22 protein-coding genes and 1 pseudogene are annotated in these 23,078 nt (G+C 62.2%); 7 read left to right on the plus strand and 16 right to left on the minus strand.

What is annotated here, in order from left to right:
• Window positions 1-39: 39 nt before the first annotated feature.
• The 5 genes from trxA to NG701_RS19320 all read right to left on the minus strand — a co-directional run bounded on the left by trxA (window position 40) and on the right by NG701_RS19320 (window position 2,687).
• Complete coding sequence (gene trxA, locus NG701_RS19300) at window positions 40-402, minus strand: thioredoxin (RefSeq protein ID WP_252569975.1); 363 nt, start codon at window positions 400-402, stop codon at window positions 40-42.
• 64 nt (window positions 403-466) lie between these two features.
• Complete coding sequence (locus NG701_RS19305) at window positions 467-763, minus strand: rhodanese-like domain-containing protein (RefSeq protein ID WP_252569978.1); 297 nt, start codon at window positions 761-763, stop codon at window positions 467-469.
• Between the two features lie 33 nt (window positions 764-796).
• Window positions 797-1,138 (minus strand): rhodanese-like domain-containing protein, encoded by a 342-nt coding sequence (locus NG701_RS19310; protein WP_252569981.1) that lies wholly within the window; start codon window positions 1,136-1,138, stop codon window positions 797-799.
• Between the two features lie 32 nt (window positions 1,139-1,170).
• On the minus strand, window positions 1,171-2,070 hold the full coding sequence (locus NG701_RS19315) for a sulfite exporter TauE/SafE family protein (RefSeq protein ID WP_252569984.1): 900 nt from the start codon (window positions 2,068-2,070) through the stop codon (window positions 1,171-1,173).
• Complete coding sequence (locus NG701_RS19320; protein WP_252569986.1) at window positions 2,067-2,687, minus strand: rhodanese-like domain-containing protein; 621 nt, start codon at window positions 2,685-2,687, stop codon at window positions 2,067-2,069. The genes NG701_RS19315 and NG701_RS19320 overlap by 4 nt, the downstream gene beginning before the upstream one ends.
• A gap of 121 nt (window positions 2,688-2,808) precedes the next feature.
• On the opposite strand from NG701_RS19320, the gene NG701_RS19325 reads away from it, so the two are divergent.
• The 3 genes from NG701_RS19325 (at window position 2,809) to NG701_RS21535 (ending at window position 4,263) form a co-directional block, all read left to right on the plus strand.
• On the plus strand, window positions 2,809-3,066 hold the full coding sequence (locus NG701_RS19325) for a metal-sensitive transcriptional regulator (RefSeq protein WP_252569989.1): 258 nt from the start codon (window positions 2,809-2,811) through the stop codon (window positions 3,064-3,066).
• A gap of 109 nt (window positions 3,067-3,175) precedes the next feature.
• Window positions 3,176-3,601: a DUF302 domain-containing protein gene (locus NG701_RS19330; protein ID WP_252569992.1), complete on the plus strand. Its 426-nt coding sequence runs from the start codon at window positions 3,176-3,178 to the stop codon at window positions 3,599-3,601.
• A gap of 248 nt (window positions 3,602-3,849) precedes the next feature.
• A complete protein-coding gene (locus NG701_RS21535; protein WP_252569995.1) occupies window positions 3,850-4,263 on the plus strand; it encodes a DUF7793 family protein in 414 nt (137 codons plus the stop codon).
• 75 nt (window positions 4,264-4,338) lie between these two features.
• Here NG701_RS21535 and NG701_RS21490 read toward each other — a convergent pair.
• The 4 genes and pseudogenes from NG701_RS21490 to NG701_RS19350 all read right to left on the minus strand — a co-directional run.
• Window positions 4,339-4,500, minus strand: a pseudogene (locus NG701_RS21490) (helix-turn-helix domain-containing protein); the annotation flags it as partial.
• On the minus strand, window positions 4,501-5,940 hold the full coding sequence (locus tag NG701_RS19340) for a dihydrolipoamide acetyltransferase family protein (RefSeq protein ID WP_252569998.1): 1,440 nt from the start codon (window positions 5,938-5,940) through the stop codon (window positions 4,501-4,503). It lies immediately after the preceding pseudogene.
• Between the two features lie 2 nt (window positions 5,941-5,942).
• Entirely contained in the window at window positions 5,943-7,055 is a 1,113-nt protein-coding gene (locus tag NG701_RS19345; protein ID WP_252570001.1) for an alpha-ketoacid dehydrogenase subunit beta, read from the minus strand.
• Window positions 7,052-8,269 carry a thiamine pyrophosphate-dependent dehydrogenase E1 component subunit alpha gene (locus tag NG701_RS19350; RefSeq protein ID WP_252570003.1) on the minus strand — a complete coding sequence of 406 codons (1,218 nt, stop codon included), beginning with the start codon at window positions 8,267-8,269 and terminating at the stop codon, window positions 7,052-7,054. Before NG701_RS19350 ends, NG701_RS19345 begins: the two co-directional genes overlap by 4 nt.
• A 159-nt stretch (window positions 8,270-8,428) precedes the next feature.
• Between NG701_RS19350 and NG701_RS19355 the strand changes: the two genes are divergently transcribed.
• Window positions 8,429-8,893 (plus strand): Lrp/AsnC family transcriptional regulator, encoded by a 465-nt coding sequence (locus NG701_RS19355; RefSeq protein WP_141141390.1) that lies wholly within the window; start codon window positions 8,429-8,431, stop codon window positions 8,891-8,893.
• 122 nt (window positions 8,894-9,015) lie between these two features.
• Here NG701_RS19355 and NG701_RS19360 read toward each other — a convergent pair whose 3' ends face one another.
• A complete protein-coding gene (locus NG701_RS19360) occupies window positions 9,016-9,693 on the minus strand; it encodes an SGNH/GDSL hydrolase family protein (protein ID WP_252570006.1) in 678 nt (225 codons plus the stop codon).
• Between the two features lie 69 nt (window positions 9,694-9,762).
• Window positions 9,763-10,968, minus strand: coding sequence for an acyltransferase family protein (locus tag NG701_RS19365; RefSeq protein ID WP_252570009.1), 1,206 nt, complete (start codon window positions 10,966-10,968; stop codon window positions 9,763-9,765).
• A 448-nt stretch (window positions 10,969-11,416) separates the two neighbouring features.
• Here NG701_RS19365 and NG701_RS19370 point away from each other — a divergent pair, with 448 nt between their 5' ends.
• Window positions 11,417-13,222, plus strand: a complete 1,806-nt coding sequence (locus tag NG701_RS19370) for a right-handed parallel beta-helix repeat-containing protein (RefSeq protein ID WP_252570012.1) — start codon at window positions 11,417-11,419, stop codon at window positions 13,220-13,222.
• 40 nt (window positions 13,223-13,262) lie between these two features.
• Here NG701_RS19370 and NG701_RS19375 read toward each other — a convergent pair whose 3' ends face one another.
• Complete coding sequence (locus NG701_RS19375; protein ID WP_252570015.1) at window positions 13,263-13,718, minus strand: acyltransferase; 456 nt, start codon at window positions 13,716-13,718, stop codon at window positions 13,263-13,265.
• 526 nt (window positions 13,719-14,244) lie between these two features.
• Here NG701_RS19375 and NG701_RS19380 point away from each other — a divergent pair.
• Entirely contained in the window at window positions 14,245-14,817 is a 573-nt protein-coding gene (locus NG701_RS19380; protein WP_252570017.1) for a YdcF family protein, read from the plus strand.
• A 396-nt stretch (window positions 14,818-15,213) separates the two neighbouring features.
• On the plus strand, window positions 15,214-16,368 hold the full coding sequence (wecB, locus tag NG701_RS19385; RefSeq protein WP_252570020.1) for a non-hydrolyzing UDP-N-acetylglucosamine 2-epimerase: 1,155 nt from the start codon (window positions 15,214-15,216) through the stop codon (window positions 16,366-16,368).
• 100 nt (window positions 16,369-16,468) lie between these two features.
• On the opposite strand, the gene NG701_RS19390 is transcribed toward wecB, so the two are convergent.
• From NG701_RS19390 to wecC, 4 genes are read right to left on the minus strand one after another with little or no spacing between them, the layout of a single operon-like run.
• A complete protein-coding gene (locus NG701_RS19390; protein WP_252570022.1) occupies window positions 16,469-18,724 on the minus strand; it encodes a D-glucuronyl C5-epimerase family protein in 2,256 nt (751 codons plus the stop codon).
• Window positions 18,717-20,999, minus strand: a complete 2,283-nt coding sequence (locus tag NG701_RS19395; protein WP_252570025.1) for a glycosyltransferase — start codon at window positions 20,997-20,999, stop codon at window positions 18,717-18,719. Before NG701_RS19395 ends, NG701_RS19390 begins: the two co-directional genes overlap by 8 nt.
• The gene (locus NG701_RS19400; RefSeq protein WP_252570028.1) at window positions 20,996-21,814 is read right to left on the minus strand and encodes a hypothetical protein; all 819 of its coding nucleotides are present in this window, start codon (window positions 21,812-21,814) and stop codon (window positions 20,996-20,998) included. The genes NG701_RS19395 and NG701_RS19400 overlap by 4 nt, the downstream gene beginning before the upstream one ends.
• Window positions 21,811-23,064: a UDP-N-acetyl-D-mannosamine dehydrogenase gene (wecC, locus tag NG701_RS19405; RefSeq protein ID WP_252570031.1), complete on the minus strand. Its 1,254-nt coding sequence runs from the start codon at window positions 23,062-23,064 to the stop codon at window positions 21,811-21,813. The genes NG701_RS19400 and wecC overlap by 4 nt, the downstream gene beginning before the upstream one ends.
• Between the last annotated feature and the right edge of the window lie 14 nt (window positions 23,065-23,078).

Genomic DNA, 23,078 nt, shown 5'->3' on the forward strand with positions numbered 1-23,078 from the left:
TTGCAATGCGGGGTGTGCCGGCTGTCTTTCGTTGGGATGTTAGGGGTGCTGCTGCGCTGAGCCGGCCCGGAGCTTGTCGATGTCCAGGTTCTTGACGTCCTGGATGACTTCTTCGAGTCCGGTGGCGTTGAGCGCTCCGGGCTGGGAGAAGACCAGGGTTTTGTCCTTGAAAGCCATCAGGGTGGGGATGGAGGTGATGTTGGCCGCGGCGGCGAGGGCCTGTTCGGCTTCGGTGTCGACCTTGGCGAAGGTGATGTCCGGGTGCCGTTCGGCGGCGGCACCGTAGGTGGGGGCGAACATGCGGCAGGGGCCGCACCAGGCTGCCCAGAAATCAACGAAGACGATCTCGTTGTTCGCCAGGGCTTCGGCGAAGTTCTGTTCGGTGATATCGATGGTTGCCATGAGGAGGTTCGTGTCCTTCCGGATGGTGTCGTGGAGGGTTGGATGCTGATCTTCAGCAGGAGGGTCAGGTGGTGGGGAGGCCTGCGCGGGTCCAGGCGATCATGCCGCCGGCCATGGTGTCGGCGGTGAAGCCGGCACCGTTGAGTGCGTCCGCGACGGCGGCGGACCGGTTGCCGCTGCGGCAGACGGCGATGACGGGGACTGTGGGGTCCAGCTCGGACAGTCGTGCCTGCAGCTGCCCCATGGGGATGTGCAGCGCTCCCGCGATCATGCCGTCGGCGACTTCAAAGTCCTCGCGGACATCGAGGATCCGGTCAGTGGATCGGCGCTGGTCGGCTTCGTTGACGGTGATTTCAGTCATCGGTTGTTCCTTCGGATAGTGGGGCTGTTGTCCTTAGCGGACGGGTTCCCCGGCCTGGCGCCAGGCGCCCATGCCACCGCGCAGGGAATATGCCTCATAGCCCTTTTCAGCAAGCAGGCGGGCGGCGGAAGCGGATCGGATCCCGGACTGGCACATGGCGATCACGGGCCGGGTTTTCTGGATTCCGGTTGTGCTGGTCTGGAGCCTGTCCAGCGGGACATGCTTGGCCTGCGGTGCCCGTCCGGAGCGCCATTCCTGGACGGTACGAACGTCGATCAGGGCGGCACCGGAGGCCAGGAGTTCCTTGGCCTCGGCGACCGTGATGGTTTTGTAGGGCTTGCTGAATGCCTTCTTCAGGGAGCTGATGAGGCCCATGGTGTTCTCCTTGCTTGGGGTGATGGTGGGGTTCAGGCGGGGGAGGGAACGTTTCGACGCCGGCCGCTACGGTTGCGCAGGGGGCAGGAGCTGATGAAGAACCAGCAGACGCCGGCGGTCGCTGCCGTCAGGGCTGCGACGCCGGCGGTGATGAACCACCTCAGGTCGGCTGGGGCCTGCTGGACAAGGACGAAGGTTCCCATCGCGAGGACAAACCAGCCGAAGGCCTTCCGCAGCGCAGCTTCCGGGATACGTCCGGCCAGCTTGGAGCCGGCAAGGGTACCGACGATGGCAGCAGCAGTCACGCCGAGGGTAATGCCCCAGTCCAGCTGCACGGTGGTGAGGTATCCGGCGAGCCCCGCGAAGGACTTCATGGCGATGACTACCAGCGACGTGCCGACGGCAACTGACATCGGCAGGCCGCCCAGGAGTGCCAGGGCCGGGACCACAAGGAATCCGCCGCCCGCGCCGACCAGGCCGGTCACGAGCCCGACGACGGCCCCGTCCAGCAGCACCCTGCCCAGGGGTAGTTCATGCTTGACCGGCGTGGCGCCGTCGTCGGACTTTTTCTTCCGGCCGCGAAGCATGGCCACGGACGTGGCCACCATCATGACCGCAAAGGCGATGAGCAGGACCTGGCCCGGGATATGTCCGCCCAGGAGGCCGCCGACGAACGCGCCCGCCATCCCGGCTGCGCCGAAGATCAGGCCCGTCCGCCACATCACTCTGCCCCCGCGGGCGTGGCTGAGCACGCTGACAGCGGAGGTGACGCCGACGACGAAGAGCGAAGCGGCGATGGCTTCCTTGGCATCGAACCCGGCCACGTAGACCAGGATCGGGACGGTCAGGATCGATCCGCCGCCGCCCAGGACGCCGAGCGAGAGCCCGATCACTACAGACAGGGCAAGGACCAGGATCAGGGTGGCGGTCATGAGGCCTTGACCTCCTCCTGGGCGTCAGCGACAGGAAGGGTCAGGATTGCGCTTTCGCGGGTGGGCTCCTTGGCGGCCCTGTTCCATGGCATCGCCGAGATGGCCTGGCCCATGGCACAGGTGTTGGTGGCCGCGGAGAACGTCAGGCCTGCGCCGATGACGCCGGCCAGCGTCCGGATCTTAGGGGAAACGAACTTACCCCCTGCAAGGCCCAGAACCACCAGGGACCCGGCGGCGAGGCGGACCTGCCGCTCCAGGTCCCAACGGTCCTTGCCCTTGACGACGTCGCCACCACTCGCTGCGAAGCCTGGGACGCCGCCGGTCAGGACGTAGGCCGTATCGATGCCGGAACCGGCGAGGCGCTGACGCGCCTGCTCGGCGCGGGCTCCGGACTGACAGACGAGGACGACGCGGCTGCCGAGGCGGGCGGCCAGTTCGTCGGTGTGTTCGGACAGCAGTGGCAGGGGGACGTTATAGGAGCCCCGGATGTGCATCGACTCGAACTCAGCGGCAGAGCGCACGTCGATGACCACAAGGTCCTGATGCTCGGCGACCCAGCTGCGCAAGGTCTCCGGCGCCAGGGCGGTAATGGCGGTGGATGGGGAAAGGGAAGTCATGGGGGCCTCTCGAGAGGGGTTGGTGGATACCCCACCCAGTATTGCAGATACCCTAGAGGGTATGCAAAACACCCTAGGGGGTATATAGTTGATGCTAGACCCCCACACCTTTGGAGACCTCATGCAACTCGACTCGACTGAACTGACCCCCGTGGTCAACCGCCTCAAGCGCGCCCAGGGCCAGCTCGCCGCCGTCACCCGCATGCTGGAGGAAGGGAAGGACTGCAAGGACATCGTCACCCAGCTGGCGGCAGTCTCGAAGGCCCTGGACAGGGCCGGGTTCGCCATCATCGCCAGCGGCCTTGAGCAGTGCATCGTCCGTAAAGACACCACCATGGACAAAAAAGAGCTGGAAAAGCTCTTCCTCTCCCTCGCCTGAAAAGCAGGGACCCCAGACCCCGTGCCGGGGCAGTTTCCCCCCAAACTGCCCCGGCGCGGCCCCCAACCTGAACCGGCCGTATCTGTAACGACATATGAGGAGCAGGCTCATGAGCTATACCCACACTGTTACCGTCCCGCTGTCCTGGGAGGACGCTGTCCAGCGCACCCGCGAGGCGCTCGGTGAACAAGGCTTTGGCATACTGACGGAAATCGACGTCCGCTCCACGTTTGAGGCCAAACTCGGCACCGAGGCCGCCGACGCCATCGGCGACTATGTAATCCTCGGCGCCTGCAACCCCACCCTGGCGAGCCGCGCCCTCGCAGCCGAGCCGGAACTCGGTGCGCTGCTTCCATGCAATGTCGTTGTCAGACGAGGCAAGAACGCGCACGAAACCACCATCGACGCCATCGACCCACAAACCATGGTCCAGCTCAGCGACAGCCCGGCCGTCCGGGAGGTCGCGGACGAAGCCGATGCCCGACTTCGCAAAGCCCTCGCCGGGCTCAGCGATGCAAAAGACATCTCCAACTGACCAAAGTGTAGGCACTTGCAAAATGCAGAGACGCCTGTGCCCGGGTTGAGCCTGGCCAGATAAGCCAGGTGATGGGGTGCGGGCCTTCGTATCAGAACCGATCCCCTGGCCGCAGGACTATTTTGGTCTGGCCCTACGGGCCGCAGTTCGCATCGGAGAGGCTTGCGGGGAAGGGTCCGTGAGAAGTACAGGCCTTGCTTCCGGCATCCGCCGGGGCCGGTGTAGCAGCCGCGTTGGTGCCGACTATCATGGGGTCCAGAACCAATACGGAAGGCCATCGAGTGCGGCGAACTCCACTAGAAGGAGGAAAAGGCTCTGTCGAGCTCCGAGGCGACGGTATCGTCCATCTAATCTGGACGCCCCACGCCAAAATCGACGTAGCCGACGCCAGGGCAGCGATGGCGATGGTCAACGAGGTCTGCAACGGCGTCGATCATCCCATGCTGGTCGATATGGCTGCTACGGAAACTGTCAGCCGCGAAGCGCGCGCCGTATGGTCCATCCCGTGCGCGGCTTCACGGATCGCCCTACTCGGTTCCAGCCCGGTAGATCGAGTCATTGCTAACTTTTTCCTTGGCATCAACGCGCCCCATGCCCCCACGAAGTTCTTCACTTACAGGAGCGAAGCAATGAGCTGGCTGCTGGGAGACACTGCCCATTGATACAACTGAGGGTAGGGTCGTTCTCCTTGCAACTGGGACGAAACCTGGCAGCTGCGCGCACGTCAGGGCCAGGACGCTTCCCAGCCTGACGCCCGTGTCGCCGCGTTCAATGCGGCGCACTGTGGGCATGGAGGGATTAGCCCGGTCCGCGGCCAGCTCCTGGCTGAGGCCAAGCACGATTCTCCATTGCTTCAGGTGCTCGCCCAACAGCTCTGCGGTTTCGTCCAGCAAGGCCACCTATATGTCGGCGAGGATGGACGTCGGCCTCTCAATCGCATCGGCTACAAACCGCAGGAATCCGGCTGCTGTGCCGCCGTCGCACACGCGGTGATCGAACGTCAGCGTCAGTTCGGTGACCTTACGGACCGCGAGTTCCCCCTCCACCGCCCAGGGCTTGTCAATGATGCGCCCGACGCCCAGGATCGCCACCTCGGGGTGGTTGATGATGGCTGCGGAACCGTCCACCCCAAAAACACCGTAGTTGTTCAGTGTGAAAGTGCCGCTACCCAGCTCCTCCGGCGTCGCCTTGCCGTCACGTACGACGGCGGTGAGCCGGCGGATCTCCACGTCCAGTTCGCGGGCACTGAGTTTGTCCGCGTTGCGGATGGACGGGACCATCAGTCCGCGGTCCGTCTGGGCAGCGAAGCCCAGGTTGATTCCGGCGAAGCCAACGATCTCCTGGGAGCCGTCGGCAGCAGTTTCGATGCGGGTGTTCAGGTCCGGGAATCTTTTTAACCCAGCGGTGACAAAACGTGCGATGAACGCGAGGAGGCCAGGCGTATTGTGCGGATCAGACTTCTTGAGGCCTGCCCGGAGTTCCACCAGCGCCGTGGCATCCACGTCCACCCAGACGGTAGCCTCAGGGATCTCCGACCGGCTGCGGGACATGTTGGCGGACACGACCTTCCGGACACCCTTGACGGGTGTCCGGGAGGAGATGCCCAGACCTGTGCGGGAATCGACAGCCCACTGGGTTTCGACGGGCTCAACCACCGGGCGTTCGGTGGTTGAGCCTGCCGAAACCTCAACCGCCGGATGGATCACGGCCTCAACGTCCTTGCGCATGATCAGCCCGCTGTCGCCGGACCCGTGAATGTCGCCCAGGTCCACGCCGTGTTCCCGGGCCATGCGCCGGACGAGCGGAGAAATGACGGCTCCCAGTTTCCCGGGGACCCTCGTGCGGAGCAGCAGCAGGTCATCGGCCGCCTTCTGGGCGTCAGGCGCAACCACCGGCTTGTCGTCGGTTGAGCTTGCCGAAACCACCGCGCGGGGAGCCCTGGTTCGACGGGCAGCGCCACTGCCGCCGGGCGTCCCGTAGCCGATCAGCACATTTCCGGACCCGGCCTTCTCTTCTTCGCGGTACGTGTCCGCTGCGCCGGTTTCGGCAGGCTTGGTCTCGACAGTCTCGACCACCGGCGCCGGCGCCGTCGCACCAACCGGAAGCACGGAAATCAGCGGCTTGCCCACGTCCAGCGTCTGGCCGGGTTCGCCGTGCAACTGAGTCACAGTGCCCGCATACGGGGACGGTACTTCCACCACGGACTTGGCCGTCTCCACTTCGGCGATGGGCTGGTCCACCCGGATCTCATCCCCCACCGAGACCAGCCAGTTGACCAGTTCGGCTTCGGTCAGGCCTTCGCCCAGATCAGGGAGCAGGAATACTTTCGGTTCACTCATGGTCAGTTCTCCCACTGGAGGTCGTCTACGGCGTCGAGGATACGGTCCACGCCGGGCAGGTAGTAGTGCTCGAGCTTCGGCGCCGGGTACGGGACATCAAATCCGGTCACGCGGCGGATGGGTGCGGCGAGGTAGTGGAAGCAGCGTTCCTGGACCCGTGCCACGATCTCGGAGGACACGGACGCAAACCCATGCGCCTCGGCGATCACCACGGCCCGGCCGGTCTTCCGGACGGACGCGCACACGGTCTCGTCGTCGAAGGGGACGATGGAGCGGACGTCGATGACTTCCAGCGAGCGCCCCTCCTCCGCAGCAGCGGCGGCTGCCGCCAGTGCGGTGGGCACGGACGGTCCGTAGGCGATGAGCGTTGCGTCGGTCCCGGAACGGGCGACGGCGGCACGGCCTTCCGAGGACGTCCCAGCTGCCGCGTTGGCCGAGTGCTGCGCCCGGAGATCCTCAAGGTCCACCAGGTCTTTCGACCAGTAGAGCTTCTTGGGCTCCATAAACATGACGGGGTCGTCCGAATCGATGGCCTCCCGCAGCATCCGGTACGAGTCGGCCACGGTGGCGGGGGTGAACACCTTCAGGCCCGCGGTGTGGGCGTAGTAGGACTCGGAGGAGTCGCAGTGGTGCTCCACTCCCCCGATCCCGCCGGCATAGGGAACCCGGATCACCATGGGCAGCTTCACGGTCCCCCTGGTGCGGTTGTGCATCTTAGCCACGTGGCTGACAATCTGCTGGAACGCCGGATACGCGAACGCATCGAACTGCATCTCCACCACCGGCCGCATCCCGTTCATGGCCATCCCCACGGCCATGCCCACAATGCCGGACTCGGCCAGCGGCGTATCGAAGCAGCGCTGCTCCCCGAAGGTCTTGGTGAGACCGTCCGTGATACGGAAAACCCCACCCAGCAGGCCCACGTCCTCGCCGAAGACCAGGACGGACGGATCGGCGTGCATCGCATCCGCCAAGGCCGTGTTGAGTGCCTTGGCCATGGTGACCGGCTGCAGCCCGGAAGCTTCAGCTACAGAAGCGGCGGACGCCGCAGCCCGGGCAGTTGCCGCGCTGACGTTGCCATTCGCCTCGGACGAGGTGGTGATGGTCGGACTCATTTCGGCGACTCCTCAGACGACGCTTCGCGGGACAGCTCGTCGGCCAGCATGGCTGACTGCTCCTTCAACTGCGGTGTGGGCACCGAGAACACGTGCCGGAAGAGCTCCTGCGGGTCCACCGGAACGTCCTCGCCCAGGCCGTCCCGCAACTGGGAGGCAACTGCTTCCGCCTTTTCCGCGATCCGCGCGGCGCCGTCGTCGTCCAGCAGTCCACGCCCGGTGAGGTACGTCTTCATCCGGCTGATGGGATCCTTGGCCAGCCACTCGGCCACCTCGCTGTCCTGCCGGTAGCGGGTGGCATCATCGGCGTTGGTGTGTGCCTGCATCCGGTACGTGTGAGCCTCCACGAGGAGCGGCCCGGAACCTTCCCGTGCGAGCTTCACGGCCCGGTCCAGCACGGCGAGGAGGGCCACCACGTCGTTGCCGTCCACCCGTTCGCCGGCCATGCCGTAGCCCACTGCCTTATGGGCGAGCGACGGCGCCACGGACTGGTGCGCCAGCGGCACCGAGATGGCGTACTTGTTGTTCTGGACGAAGAAGACAACGGGCAGGTGGAAGACGGCGGCGAAGTTCAGGGCCTCATGGAAGTCACCCTCGCTGGTGGCGCCGTCCCCGCACATCGCCAGGACTACGGTGTCCTCGCCGCGGAGCTTTGCGGCGTGCGCGACACCCACGCCGTGCAGCAGCTGGGTGGTGAGCGGCGTGCACTGGATGCCCACCTTGTGCCTGGCCGGATCGTAGCCGCTGTGCCAGTCACCCCGGAAGATGGTCATGGTCTCCACGGGATCAACTCCCCGGGCCATGACCGCCACTGCGTCCCGGTAGGTGGGGAACAGCCAGTCGCCGTCGGAGAGGCAGAGTGCGGCTGCCACCTGGCATGCTTCCTGGCCGTGGCTGGACGGGTACACGGCCATACGGCCCTGGCGGACGAGCGCCGAGTTCTGGTCGTTGACGCGGCGTCCGACGACGAGCTGCTCGTAAGCGGCCATTAGTTCCTCATCGCCGGGCAACGGGTACTCGTGGCCGGGTTCGGTGCCCTGCTCACTTTCTGCCATGAGCCGCCCGTCCGGATCCACCATCTGGATCTGGTGGCGGGCGGGCAGCATGTAGTCCTCCACCGTGATGCCGAACTTGCGCACCGCTTCGGATACGGCGTCTTCAGCCGGCAAGCGCTGGGCCTGGTCCGGCGCAGGGTGGTCCGCGGAGATCGTCATTGGTCCGTCCTTCTGTAGCCACTAGTCGGTTCCAGTATGGCCCTCGAGGAAGTTTCGTATCCAGTAGTTCGCTAAATCGTGGAAGGTTCCGCCGGATGGACCTACCCTGGAAGACGAATTGAAATGTGATCTGGACAACGAGCGGGAGCGGTGGACGAATTGGCACGACTTGAAGGAGAGTCCGGTGAGGTGCCGCTGGACGACGTCGACCGCCGGATTATCGCCGAACTCACCCGGGACGGGAGGATGTCCGTGACGCAGGTGGCTGAGAATGTCCACATCTCCCGGGCCCACGCGTACACCCGCATTGCCAGGCTGACCGGCGAAGGCGTGCTGACCAAATTCACGGCCCTGGTGGACCCCATCAAGGCCGGGCTGAAGTCCTCCGCCTACGTGACGTTGAAGGTGAGCCAGCATTCGTGGCGTGAGCTGCGCGAGCAGCTCCGCGCGATCCCGGAGGTCCATCACATCGCGCTCGTGGGCGGCGATTTTGATGTGATCCTGCTGGTGCGCGCCATCGACAACACCGACCTGCGGCGGGTGATTTTCGACCAGCTGCAGGCCATGCCGGGCGTCCAGGACACGCAGACTTTTCTAGTGTTCGAGGATGTTGATACGCGCTAGTAGATAGTGGCCAAGAGGCATCGCCGCGTCCGCAGAAGGCGGCTCACTGAATCAGCGTGGCCCAGGACTCCAGGAACTTCTCAGCAAGATGCGCGTGGCCGGCGGTGTTCGGGTGCGCACCGTCAAAGTCGAATCCCGGGCTGTTGGCACCCGTGAACCAGCCGGCCTCGTAGGCGTCGATGAACGGAGCACCGGCGGCTGCGGCCCCGGCGCGGACGGCGCTGTTCGCACCTTGCAATTACCTGGACCCCGGGCCACAACCTGCGGGCCGCCTCGATTGTCTGCGCCGTGGCGGTTTGAATTTCATCAGGGCTGGTGATCAGGGCGTCGTTCTGGCCGCCTTGCAGTATGAGGACGTTGGGGACGAAGCCCGGATCCTCAGCGGCTTCCCGCAACCGGACTTCGTACTCACGAGCCTCGTTGTCCTGCGCACCGCCGCCCCATGCAAAGCCGGTTCCGCCCACACCGTCGATGTTGGTGGGGTATCCGAGCGAGCCGGCAACAACGTACGCCCACCCCTGGCCTGGCCGGTCCGCGCCGTCACCGGCAGTGTACGAATCGCCGAGAATCAGGAGGACCGGCTGGGCGGGAAGCTGAATTTTCAGTTGCTGGGCCGTTGCGGTGGCTGTGGGCGTCGGGGACGCCGTGGCAGTGGGCGTGGCCACCGGAGAGCTTGCCGTCACAGGGCTTGCGGCTTCGTCTGGGCCGCGCGGATTCGTCAGGGCGATGCCTGCTACCCCGAAAGCCGCCACCGCCAGCAGAAAAAGTGCACCGTACTTGATCCATTCCTGCTTGGTCACGCTGGGTCTCCGCCGTTTCTCGTCACCAGGCACATCCTACCGGCGTCGTGGCGGAGAAACTCAGCGCGTTTAGATACGTCCGGCCAGCTCCAATTCCCGCGTGGGCTCCGGGGCCCGTTGGACGACGGCGGGATCCAGCCTTCTGGAGGCCCACTGGCGGATGAGCGTCTCCACAAACCGGAATGACAGGTAGGCCATCACCACGGTCAGGGCTGCCGCCAGCGGCACACGCACCCAGGGCAAGGGGACCAGGGGAATCAGCAGGAGATAGACGGGCATGTGCCAGAGGTAGGCGGCGTAGGACAAGTCGCGGCCGGGGTTGGCCAGCCAGGGGTGGCTCAGAACCCTTGAGGCCAGGCCGGCTGGCCGGAGGACGAGCGATCCGATCACCAGCCCGGCCAGGAGTGCCAGGGCGGTGGGACCGGCGGTCCAGAAGACATCAAACCAGGGGCCGGGCTTATCCGGTTCTTTGAACGTGAACACGGCGACCACCAGGGCGAGCCCTGCTGCAGGACCGCCCCAGCGTGCACCTGCCTGCAGGGAGGCATGGAACCGGGAGCCTGGCCTGACCGACGCAAACACCAGGGCCAAGGTGCAACCAAGCAGCAGCTGGTCGGCTCTGGTGTCCGGTCCGTTGTAAATCCGGGCCAGCGATGCCCCGCCTGATACCAGGAAGAACCGCGAAACCAGGAACCCCGCCGCCAGGACGGCGGTAATCCAGGCGACGGTCCGGACCTTCCAGAACCGCAGCATCACCAGCAGGAGGACCGGCCAGACCAGGTAGAACTGCTCCTCGACGGCGAGCGTCCAGGTGGGGCTCAGCGCGCCGCCGCCGGTGGAGGAACCGAAGACCCCGAAGTTAGACAGGTTCATCACGTAGCCGGCCGCCGGAATGGCATCGGCTGCCTGGCCGCCCCACCCAGACGACGGAAAGACCAGGCCGACCATAACCACCACAGCACAAAGAACCAGCAGCGCCGGCCAAAGCCGGGCCAGCCGCTTGGCGTAGAAGACTCCAAGGCGCAGCCGGCCCGTAGAGCGGTACTCCTTCATGATCAGGAGCGTGATGACAAAGCCGCTGAGCGTGAAGAAAACGTCCACGCCAATGGATCCGCCGGGGGCGAACCCGGTGACGGTGTGGAAGAGGAAAACGCCAGCTACCGCGATGGTACGCAGGCCATCGAGTGCGTGCTGCCGCCCGGACATCAGCCCAGATTCGGGCGGCAACGGGCGTTCCATCATGGTCAGGGGTCCCGTACTTGGCCGAAAATTCACTCAGCAAGCATATGGAAGAGTCCATAAGCCCGGCTGACTGCCGGCTGGACGCCAGCTGGACGCGGTGGGATCGGATCGTCTCGTCACGCTCTGAGGTCGACCTGCGCGGGGAGTCAAAGACCCACCGGGCGATCGCGATCACCGGCGTGATCCCGCTTCCCGCCGCGATGGCCGCAGTGTCCGAGCAAACCCCGGGGGCATTGAAGCAGGCACTGCGGCGACTCCGCCGACTCGAGTACGAAGTCATCGCGGGCTACTTGCTCCGTGACTGTGATCCAAGTGGTCGCTGCTCAATAAGACACGTAGCCTCCACTGTGGTTTATGAGATTCGAAGAACCTAGCTTCTAGGGACAACGATTGTGAATTGGAGAGGCACAAGTGTTGACTCTGAGATTGGTGACCCCCGAGGACGCTGGGTCAATTGGGCGGGCGTGCAGTCATGGCTAGCATGATGCGAAACGAAGGACAGCCGCCGCGCGAGATTCCGGCCGTGCTACGGCGGCGTCAGCTCCTCAATCTCGGAACACTTCTTACGGCGCTTACCGGTGCTTCTGCTATCTCCGCCCTCGGAGCAAACGGCGCCGCTGCCGCGCCCGGTAATACCACCCTGCCCAACCTCTATGTGCCGCTGACGGAAAAGGGCACGGCGTCAGGAGTAGCGACCCTTGACCTTGAGTCGAAGATCCCGCTGGCCCAACTGCCGGAACTCTCAGCCACCTACGCAACCCTGGACTCAGCGGGCAGGCAGCCCGTACGCAAGGGCGAACTATTCCTGAACGTCAAGGACTACGGCGCGGCAGGGGACGGCGTAGCCGATGATTCCCCGCCCCTGCAGGCAGCTCTGAACGCCGCTTTGCCCGATAGCACAATCTTCTTCCCGTCCGGGAGATACCGCCTTGTTTCCGGGCTCACCTCCGCCAGCCCTCGCGTCCACCTCACCGGCAGCGGAATCATCCGGGCTGACACGCCCGAGATGACGATGCTGACGGTAACCGGGCCGGGGACCACAGCGTCGATACATTTCGACGGCGGCAACAAAGCTGCTGTCGGTGCCCGAGTGACTGCGGCAGGCTGCCAGCTGGTCGACGGACTACTGGAGAACTTCCGGTCGGAAGCGGGCGGGGCCACGGCTATCCGGGTCGAAACGGAGGGCGGCGTCCTGATTGAACGCAACGTCATTGCAAACGTCACAGCTGTAGGTGACAAGGTCACGGGGAACTCCGTGGGAGCTTCAAGGGCGGTCCTTGTGACCAGCCGGTCTGCGGCCACCGGGAGCAACATCGTTCGGCATAACCGGATCTCGAGCATACTGGGCGAAGAGGGTGACGCAATTCAGATCCTCTTTGGCCTCTCCCCATTCCTCACTGCCCGCGCAGTCATCTCCGGCAACCTGATCGAGACGGTTTCCCGGCGGGCAATTAAAGTCCAGGGCTCGGATTGCTCAGTAACGGATAACACCTACACACACCTTGGACCGGCACCAGCCGGAACCGCAGCAGCTCTCATTGATGTGATCCATTCGGACCGCGTTCTCGTTTCGGGAAATGTTCTGGATTCGACATACTTCACCGGTATCCAGGCGTCAGGGCAGCCCCAGAAAAGCACGGGCGTTCAGATCCTCGACAACGTTGTCCGTTCCGGTACCGCCATTGTGGGAATCTATGTTGCGAACATGGTCCACTGCAAGGTGCAAGGGAACACTGTGGAAGGTGGTTCCGCAGGCATTTGGGCGACCGGCTCCAGCGATGTGAACATCCTGTCCAACATCCTCAAAGGAATCGACGGCGCCGGTAACGGGATGCGGATTCTTTCAAGCTGCGCCCGCATCGTTGTGGCCGGAAACATCGCGAACGGGGTGGCGCGCGTCTGGATGATTCAGAATGACTCCCCTGGAGCGCACGTCCACGATAATGTAAACGCTCCTACTTCCGGGACCGGCGGCTGCGTGAGAGCCACCTCAACCAGCAAGGGTTCAGTGTACCGGGGCAATGCGTCCCTGAACGGTGGTGCGGCCGTCTATTCGGAAGCGTACGACGACATGGTTGTGTCGATGAACCGCGGGGCTTCCGGCACTGGGTCGGGGGATGTCTTCTGGACCACCGCGGTCCCTTCCACGGAGCAGCCGAATATGAGCCACAGCCGGGGTGATGTGGCGTACAACCGGACACCCAAAGCCGGGGGGACAATCGGCTGGATATGCGTGACCGCTGGTAAGCCTGGCGTCTGGAAATCGCTGGGGAATGCTGCCGTATAGCGGCCGCGGCGGCTACCACGACCGACAGGTCAGTTCTCTCCTACGCCTCCAGTGTGCGAATGACCCGGGCTGGAACGCCCCCAACGACAGAGTTTGGCGGAACATCCTTCACCACCACTGCGCCGGCCCCAACAATTGAGCCCGCGCCGATGGTAACCCCGCCAATAACGGTGACATTTGCCCCGATGAATACTCCGTCACCGATAATGATGGGCGCGAGAATTAGCTTTCCCGCCCGCTGGGCCGGGCCGCCAAGCTCATGGTTGTCGGTCACAAGCCGGCAGTAAGCACCAATGGCAACACGCGAGCCGATCGTCACCTTGGACCTTACGTAACCGTCCCGGTTAATGAACGACCGATCGCCGATAGATACCGGCCCGAGAATCTCGTTGCCCCGGTATATCTTTACGTGTTTGCCTAGGTGGACGGCATACTCGGGGCTCGGCGCCATAATGCGGACGCCGGGGGCAATACTCGCCCCGTCTTCAAGGGTCACGTACGGATGCTTGCTAAGAGGGAATTCGGCTAGCTTCGTGGCTGGGGAACCCCCAAGTTGCGCATCGCGGACTAAACCCAGCTCCGACTGTAAGTCGGCCACGGTAGCTTCGGCGCGTGCAGCTTGCTCACGCAGGTCGGCGATTTCAGACGCCAGGACATCCAGGAACTTCTTACGTCTCGTAAACACGTCCGAACACTATCAGGAGCTGCTGTTGCTCGCCCCGGCAGTTCTGCACGTCCAGGGCCGGCTGCGGATCACAACGCGGCCCAGAGGCCGCCTAGGTACGGGATTCTCTTGGCGAGCCCTCGTGAAGCTCGCAAGCCTCACAGAACACGGCTTCTGCCAAATCACCACAACATTGGCAGCGGTGTTCCAACGCCTGGGGTACAACGGTGTATGTGGGCATGAACCAATATTCAAGCGATTCCCTCGCGATGTTAACTGTAGTGAGTACTCACATTTCGGGGGGATGGCTACTTGGATCCCTTTACTGCAAACAGGGAAAATCGTGCCAGACTGGACCGTGCCTGATTCCGTTGCCGTTGTGCTCTTCGTGCGCCGGCTGCTCGCCGCAGTTCTAGTGGCCATGGCGCTTTGGCTGATAGCAGCCTTCCAGCTCTTCTTCAATGTTCACTTTCCGCCGGCCGTACGAACCGATGCGGTGATCATGCTGGGAGGGGCCAGCGCGGAGCGGCTTCCTGCGGCCCAGCAGCTGAGGGAGTCGCTGGACATTCCGGTACTGGTGGTTTCGCACACCGATACGCCGGGAAACGCAAGCGCCGACGCGCTTTGCCAGGAGAACGCCCCCCGTCTTGAAGGCTCTCTGCTGTGTCTTAGCCTTGACGAGAAAGACACCCGCGGCGAGGCCCGCGCCATCGGCAGTTTGGTGGCCGCCAAAGGCTGGACGAGCATCACGGTAGTCACCTCGCGCTATCACTTGGCGCGCGCCGGGGTGCTGATCGGTCAATGTACGACGGCGGACATCGGCCTGGTCGGCTCCACTCCAGACTTCAATTTGAAACAGTGGGTGGAAAGGTTTGCCGTGGAAACCGGCGGGCTGCTGGATTCAGCACTGCGCCCGGAATGCGCCGAATAAGATGCCGGGTGCAAGAATTGCACAGCCAGGTTTTGTCCCAACTGCGGTGAGGAGCGAAGGACAAGTGGATGCCGCCAAGCCCTTGGGGCCTCTTTCGCCCTCCCCTCGGCATATGCGCAAGCGCCGTTTCCGCAGAGACGTACCAGCCTCGAGACTTCCCCCTGCCCCCATCACCGGGCCTTTTCCAGCGCCGCCGGCGCGCCGGAAAGCCAGCCACCGCACGAAGCGGGTAATGGCGCTCACCTTTGTGATTCTGGTCTCCATCAGCATTCCTGCGCTGGCGCTTTCTTTGATTTTTGCTACGTGACCAAACCTCAAGGTCTTAGCAAATAAGCCTCTCCAAGTTGGGTTGCTGTAGCATCAGGGAGTCACTTGCTGCCTTACCTGGGGGAATCCATGCCTACCGTTATGCCGATTTTCGGCACCCGTCCGGAGGCCATTAAAATGGCGCCCATTGTCATTGCCCTTCAGGAGTCCGCTGATTTCGATTGCATAGTGACAGTGACCGGTCAACACCGCGAGATGCTGGACCAGGTCAACGAACTTTTTGGCATCGTTCCGGACCATGATCTTAATATTTTGCAGCAGCGGCAGTCCTTGTCCGCGATCATGACCCGCACCATGGACGGCCTTGACAAGCTCTTTACGGCCAGCAGGCCCGACGCCGTGATCGTCCAGGGCGACACGACGACCTCAACGGCCGGAGCCATTGCCGCCTTCTACCACGGCATTCCTGTTATCCACGTTGAGGCCGGCCTTCGCAGCGGCAATCTGCTTTCCCCCTTCCCGGAAGAAGCAAACCGGAAAATCACCAGCCAGATTGCCAGCCTCCATTTGGCCCCTACCAGTACAAGCAAAGCGAACCTCCTTGCCGAGGGCATCTGCGAGGACGACATCGTGGTCACCGGAAACACCGTGATCGACGCCCTCTTGACCACAGTCGACAAGCACATCCCCTTCTCCGACCCGCAGCTCGAGGAGCTGGCCGCCAGCGGACGGCGGATCCTGCTGGTAACCACCCACCGCCGCGAGAACCAGGGCGACGCAATGCGCGGGGTGGGTAGGGCCTTGGCCCGGATCGCCGAGGCAGAACCGGAATTGACCATAGTCCTTCCTGCACACAGGAACCCTGTAGTCCGTGAAGCAGTACTTCCGGCTATCGAGGGGAAGAACAATGTGATTGTGACCGAGCCGCTGGCTTACGGAGAATTTACGCGAATGCTGTCCCTCTCGCACATCGTGCTTACCGATTCCGGCGGAGTCCAGGAAGAAGCGCCGAGCTTGGGTAAGCCCGTCCTCGTCATGAGGGACAACACCGAACGGCCGGAAGCTGTCGATGCCGGCACCGTGGCCCTGATCGGCACGGATGAGGAACGAATCGTTCAAGAGGTGCACCGCCTGCTGAACGACACGGAGCACTTCGACAGCATGGCCAACGCAGTGAACCCGTACGGCGACGGCCGGGCAGCAGAGCGCACTGTAGCTGCTCTGGGTGAGTTGCTTGGCGTCGGACAGCGGATCGGCGAGTTCGGCATGGCAGTCGCCGTCTGACTTGTGTGGCCTAGGCAACGCGGGCCCGTGGACCTGACCCTGGTGGATGCTAAGCACATTCATTCCAGGCAGGACCACGGGCCTTTGTCGGTTCAACTGATTACACGGTGTCGCGCCTAACCCAGCGCCCTGCGAGGGAAGAACCAGGCACTTCCGCTAGCTCGTAGTGCCAGACGCCGTTCCAAAGGGCCTTCGCTTTGACCTCAACGACGGTGGGACTCGTGATTTCAAGTTTTTGAACATCAATCGGCGAACCCCACTGGTTGAACTGGTGATGCGAGAGCATTCCTGGCCCCACAATGATCTTGCGGTGCCGCGCGTAGTGATGCTTGTCCAGGCAAAGCCTCGGAAAGGCACGGCCGGCTTCTTCATTAACCCACCAGTTCTCGTGTTCACCCTGGGAGATGCGGAGCCAAATCCCGTCAGCTGTTTCGACTTTGGTTCTGACGGCAAAGTTCACCGAGACTGCTGCAGCTAGCTCCAGCACTTTCGAGTCAGTGAGCTTGGTGGGAACAGCTGTGTTGTCGGCCTTGAACAAAGTGTGGCTGCCGGCTCCCAGGTACAGCGATCCATTGCGTTGATAACTTGGGAAATCATTCTCCAGCAGGTCCGCCATCGCCAGAAAAAAAGGATCGCCGGTGAGGTTATACGTGGTCTCCATCTGCGAGATATGCGTCTGGTGATAGTTGCGTATCAGAAAAAACACCGTCATGTCGTAATGGGACGACCAGCCCGGGTTTCGGGACTTCCAGATATAGCGCTTTGTAGTGGCCAATGCTGCATTGGCCAGCTTCAGGGCATCATTAGAGCCGAATACGCGCCAGTAATCGTAAAGGCCCCATGCGGCGAATAGGTGCCCGTTGATCACGCACTTTCCTTGCCCTGGATACGGATATTCGTCCAGCCACAGGAAGCCCTCTGAATCTATGTCGACCACCCAGGGCGCATCGGGATTCTGATCATCGGGCAAATTCAGAAAACTCTGGTAGACCTTGCGGGCAAACTCCAGGTATTCATCCCTGGGGTCCAGCTCATACAACCGCGCAACCGCCGAAAGCACCTGTCCCTGAGACATGGCAGAGTACCAAGGCGGCTGCTGCTTTCCCCGGTTCCATTCAAAGTTGTATGGAAAATACAAACCATCGCGGGATTCCACAGCGTAGGACGCAAGCCTCCGCACGGTAGCGGCAAGCACCTCCCGGTGCTCGGGCGACTCCGTTCGCCGCAACGTGTTGATCTGCTTCAGCATGAACTGGGCCTGAAGCACTGGATGGTCGTAGTCTTTGCCCTCGATGATCCGCAGCGGAACACCGTCCGGGGTGTAGGCAAGGTTGTCCGCTTCGGGTCGCAGCGGTGGGTTCGACACCAAGTAGTAGGAGTTCAGTTCCGGCGGTACCCGGAGAAAAGAGCTGTCGCCCCTGTTGAATTCATGATCAAAGAGCTTCCCGGTGAGCCCCGCCGTCCTTACCGGTGTCTTGACCGGCGACTCCAGGGACTCGATGGCCTGGTCAATCAGCGGATCGAGCCGCTCCTTGGGAGGCCGGACATGCCCGTCCCCGTGGTACATCGTGACGAAAACACCCGACTGGTCGAATGTGCGGCCGTCAGGGAGCCGCACGCCCAGGAACTCGGCAAAAGGTTTCTTGTGGCTGAGCACATGCTCACGGTCACCCGAGTTTTGGAAATAGATAAACCGGTTTTTGTGGGGAAGCCGCGCGTAGCGCTCCAACAGAGAGAAACGCTCGGGAAACGCGTCATTCAGCGCTTCCTGAGACTCAAACTCCGGAAACACCTCATTCATCAGGTTCTTGCTGTGGCCAGGAGTAAAGTCCCAGACGTTCGTCTGCGGTGTGAACGCAATCGAGCAGGAATTTTCCAGATATGTACCGATTGAAATCGCAGCGTAGCCACCGCCCGACGATCCAAGAAGCACTATAGTTTCGATGCCGAGCTGCTTGGCAACATGCCTAATGTAGGTGGCGAGCTTGCGGGTTAGGTCATCTTTTTGCGTCCCGATGTACCAAGCAAGCGTCAGCACATCGCTATGATCGAGCGTCGTGTCCGCCAGGAAAAGCAAATGGTCAGGACGGTGCGCCAACGCCGCCTGCCATTCGAACCGGGGCAGGGTAACGTTCTCCCGCACCAGGGCGCCATGCAGGGGAACTATGAGGACGTTGGATTCCCCGGGAACGTACAGCGAGCTTATGTTGAGGAAGTCTTCCGGCGTTCCCTTGGCCCGGACGATATGCCGGGCCCGGTGTCCCCTGTATCCGTCGGTGACCACCATCGATGATTCGATGCTGTCCCACGTGTAGATGGGAACGCCGTGCTGGCTATCCCAGATGCTCTCATCCATTGTGACCTGGGTTCACTGTCTCCACGGTCTCGGATCCAATGCCGTCGGCCAGCCAGTCCTGGAGGATGTCTTCCAGGACGCGGACTGCCTGAACGGAATTCCCCACATCGGACTTGTAAGCCAGCGGCTTGGTGCTGAGCGAACTGGCGGCGTCCACTAAGCCCCAGACCGGCCGGCCTGTGCCGAGGTAGTCCGAGTATTTCGACGGGAGGAAGGGATTGATGGACATCTCTCCGGACCGCTCGACGTCATTAACCAGCAGGACATCAAACTGCGAGGCCAGGTTCAGGAACTCCAGGTACGGCCGGTACCCCTGGGCCTTGACCACTCCGGTCAGGCCGCATTCCTGGACCTGGCGGGCGACGTCGTCGGCTTTGTTGGTGAAAACGTGGAGACGCAACTTTCGGCGGACATCGGGCGACACGTTGGAGAGCGCCGTCAGAACTTCATTAAGACCGCGGTTTTCGTAGAAGGCGCCAAAGTACCCGACGTTGACCACCGATTCAGACAGCGCGTACTTTGATGGCAGCACCTCATAGCTTCGTGCGGGCGGCGTGGGATGGACCCGCACCACGGACTTGCTTTCAATGATCCGTCTCAGCTTCTTATCTGAAACGTGGTTCCGCATATAGGCGAGCTGGTTTTCGTTCGTAAAGATCAGTTCATCCGCCAGAATGTAAGTCAGATATTCGCACCAGGTAAAGAGACTGTCGGTCTCTAGGGTGGCAAAGCCCTTGGCTGTGACTGCCCGGTTAAAGACTTCGAACATGTCGTCCCGGACGAGTTCCCCTGAACGCGGCATTCCGTTTGCGTCGGTACTTAGCGGGTCCGAGAATTCCGCCGTCCATTTGACGCCTGAGTGCCTGATCTTGAACAGGGCGGCCAAGAAGTGCGAGCCGGGCCACAGCACCCTGCTGTAGAGCGTTTCGTAGCCGCCAATCAGTGCATCCCGCCTGTCGGCAACGATTATGCCCTTGCTGACGAATTCAGAAATCTGCGTCCATCCGGAGAAGGATGCCGGGGCATGAATTTCGGTGGCGGTGTCGATGAGACGACCGGCAATCGTTTCGAGATTAGCGTCTTTTCTGCGGACCGATGACATGTCGTTGTAGATGACATCAACAACCTTGCCCCGTTCAACGATCGCCTTGGAGGCGATAACGGCGCTCGTGTCAGAGTAAGGGGCAAAGCAGTAGCTCACCACGAGGTCACGGGCTGTTCCCTGGTTAATCCTGGACCAAGGGAAGTCCTTGAGATTGAAGGATTCTATTGTTTGGACAACCTGCTGGCGGTCTGCCGGATTCCCATCCACGTAGCGCCTGATGAAATTAGCCTGCGAACGCATCAGCCCCGTCAACAGTACGTCGTTCGGTGCAGAGTCCCAGCTCCGCATTGATTCGAGCTCGTGAATGACCTCCAGCCTCTGTTGGACTGCGAAGTCGAAATCGAGTGGCTGCCGGGAAATGGACTCGTCCCGCAGGACCCGGAAGTACGCGGCCGAGGCGTCATTGGAAGCAACGATGGCATTAAAGCTGTTGTCCACGGCCAGGCGGGCCATGAAACAGATGTCCTCACCGCTTCTGAGGCTTTCGGAGTACGTGATCTCCTTGGCGGCCGTAGTGGGGATCAGTTTGCAGGCATTGAAACCCAGGATGCTGCTAACGGCTTTGAAGTCGAATGTCTTATTTCCGCGAGCGGATATCTGGACGTTCAACGCATTCAGGGGATCCTCTTCGCCCAGACTGGAAACATTGATGATCGGCGCAATGGACACGCAGTCCGGAGCAGCAGCGCCCAGCAGTTCGGCGAGGAAAGCCGGTCCAACGTAGTCATCATCGTCCACAAAAGTCAGGTACTCGAACCTTGCGGCAGTTATGCCGAGGTTCCGAGCGGCACCTGCACTAGGCCGGGCCTGATAGAGGATCCTGAACTGGTGGGCCGGATTGCTGTCGCGCATGGAAGCGGCGAGGGCGTAAGTGCCGTCATCCTCACCGTTGATGACAAGAATGATCTCGAATGAAGCGGGATCCAGCGTTTGCTCGACTAATGACTGCAGAGAAGACGCGATGCGGTCCCGGCCAAGGAAACTCGGCATCACGACACTCACGCCGTGCGTGAGGTCACTGGAAGCCTGGTCGGCGACAGGAGCAGTGTCCTTCAACGAGACTTGGAGCGCCAGGATTTCGGCTTCGCGGGATTTTCTGTCCAGAAGCATCGTGGCGCCGTAGTCCACATCGAAGCTGGCAGGGGAATTTGGTTCGATGGGCTGGTTCACTTATCGCCGTCCTTCGCTGAGATGGCCTTGTTTTGGCGCGGATTCTTCCGGGCCCAGAGACGGAGCGTAAGCGCACCCAGGCGTGAGTTCGACAGGGCGGTATATTTTCGGTCCAACGCGTCGTAGCGCCGCTTCAGAAGGATCAGGTCATTCTCGAGCCGGGTGGCGTCTGCTGCCGGGGTCTCCGGCTGCAAACCCGCCACCGGTTTTGCAGCGTCCACGGGAGACAAACTTTCAAGCACGCTCAGGTGCTTACGGCGTAGCAAGGCTAATGCATGGTCGGTCTCGGAGTCTCCGTCAGAGCGGTTACCCTGGACCTCGCCCCCCGCCAGCTTTGCACCCGCTTCCAGGCCGGCCCTGAAGCCATCGAAGTCGAGGCTGAGGCCGGAGCCTCCCGCCGTGGTGACCACCGAGCTCTCCATGTCACCGCCGATACTGCGCACCGTAACGGTTTCAGGCAAGCCAATCGCATTCAGCCGCTCCAATGACTCAAGCAGAGGAAGGTCCAGGCTCCAGACGATGTGGGAAGCGGGATTCAGGTGGCCCGGTTCCAGGAGTTCCAGCGCCAGGCTGAACCCATCAGCTGTGACGACGAAGTGCTGGATTTCAACGAACTGAATGGAACGGAAGTCCTCAACACTCCGGGCGATCAGCGCGTCTGACGGAGCGTGGCGAAGCTCTGTTGTCGACGCGGAAGCCCCGGCAATGACCAGCGCGGGTCCGGGAAGCACCTCGTTCGCCGTCAGAGGAGTCGCGGCGTCGAGCCCGATGAGCCTGTCAATGCCGAGGGTGAGGTTTTCGAAGGCAAAAGTCATGCGAGGATCGCCCCGCGGGTGTCTACCACTGTCTTGCCGGCCAAGGAATCCGATGACACAGCCTTGACGTCGTCGTGGTCCACGAGAACCACCACCACGTCCGAACGCTTGATCGATTCCTCGATGGACATCAATTCCACATTGCTGCGGCCTGCCAACTGTCGGGGCAGCTGTTCGATATGAGGCTCCGCAATGTTGATCTTCCTGCCCTGCATGGCCTCAGCCAGGTGAACGGCAATTTCGATAGCAGGAGATTCCCGGAGGTCATCGATGTTGGCCTTGAACGCAAGGCCAAGAACGGCCACTTCGGCAGTGGCGGGAAGGGTTTCCAGTGCGGAAAGAATCTGCTGAAAGACCCACTCGGGCTTCGCATCGTTGACTTCGCGGGCAGTCCGGATCAGGCGGGCCTCCTCGGGTGCTGCTGCCACAATGAACCACGGATCAACAGCGATGCAGTGGCCGCCGACGCCCGGGCCAGGCTGAAGGATATTCACACGGGGATGATGGTTGGCCAAGCGAATCAGTTCCCACACGTCAATGCCGACTTTTTCGCTGATGACGGACAGTTCGTTTGCGAAGGCGATATTGACGTCGCGGTACGAGTTTTCCACGAGCTTGGCCATTTCGGCAGTGACGTCGTCAGTGATCAGGATTTCTCCCTGGCAGAACACGGCATAAAGGTCCTTGGCCAAGGTGGCAGCTTCCGCGGTAATTCCGCCCACAATCCGGTCGTTGGTGACCAGTTCGATCATGACCCTGCCCGGGAGCACGCGTTCGGGGCAGTGGGCGAAGTGAACCACCGGCGCATCGTTTGCGCCGTCAAGGGACAAGTCAGGGCGCAGCGCCAGAATGACGTCGGCCATATGCCGTGTTGCGCGGGGCGGGGACGTTGACTCAAGAATGACCAGTTCGCCACCCTGGAGCTGCGGTGCTATCCCGCGGGCCGCTGCTTCAATGTAGCTGAGGTCAGCCGTACGGTCCGCGCGGAAGGGCGTGGGAACGGCAACAATATAAGCCTGTGCTGCGGGCGTATCTATAGCGGCCTTCAGGTGGCCCTGGCTCACAGCGCCAGCAACGTGCACGGCGAGATCCGGCTCCACAAAGGGGACTTCGCCTCGGTTAACCGCGTCTACAGTGTGCTGGTTAACATCGACGCCGACGACGTTGATGCCGTTCGTGGCCAGGATGGCAGCGGTGGGCAACCCGATGTAGCCCAGGCCGATGACGGCAACAGTTTCAATAGCTGTCAATTTCGTTTCCCCTT

It is taken from the genome of Pseudarthrobacter cellobiosi, from assembly GCF_023913815.1.
Taxonomy (GTDB): domain Bacteria; phylum Actinomycetota; class Actinomycetes; order Actinomycetales; family Micrococcaceae; genus Arthrobacter; species Arthrobacter cellobiosi.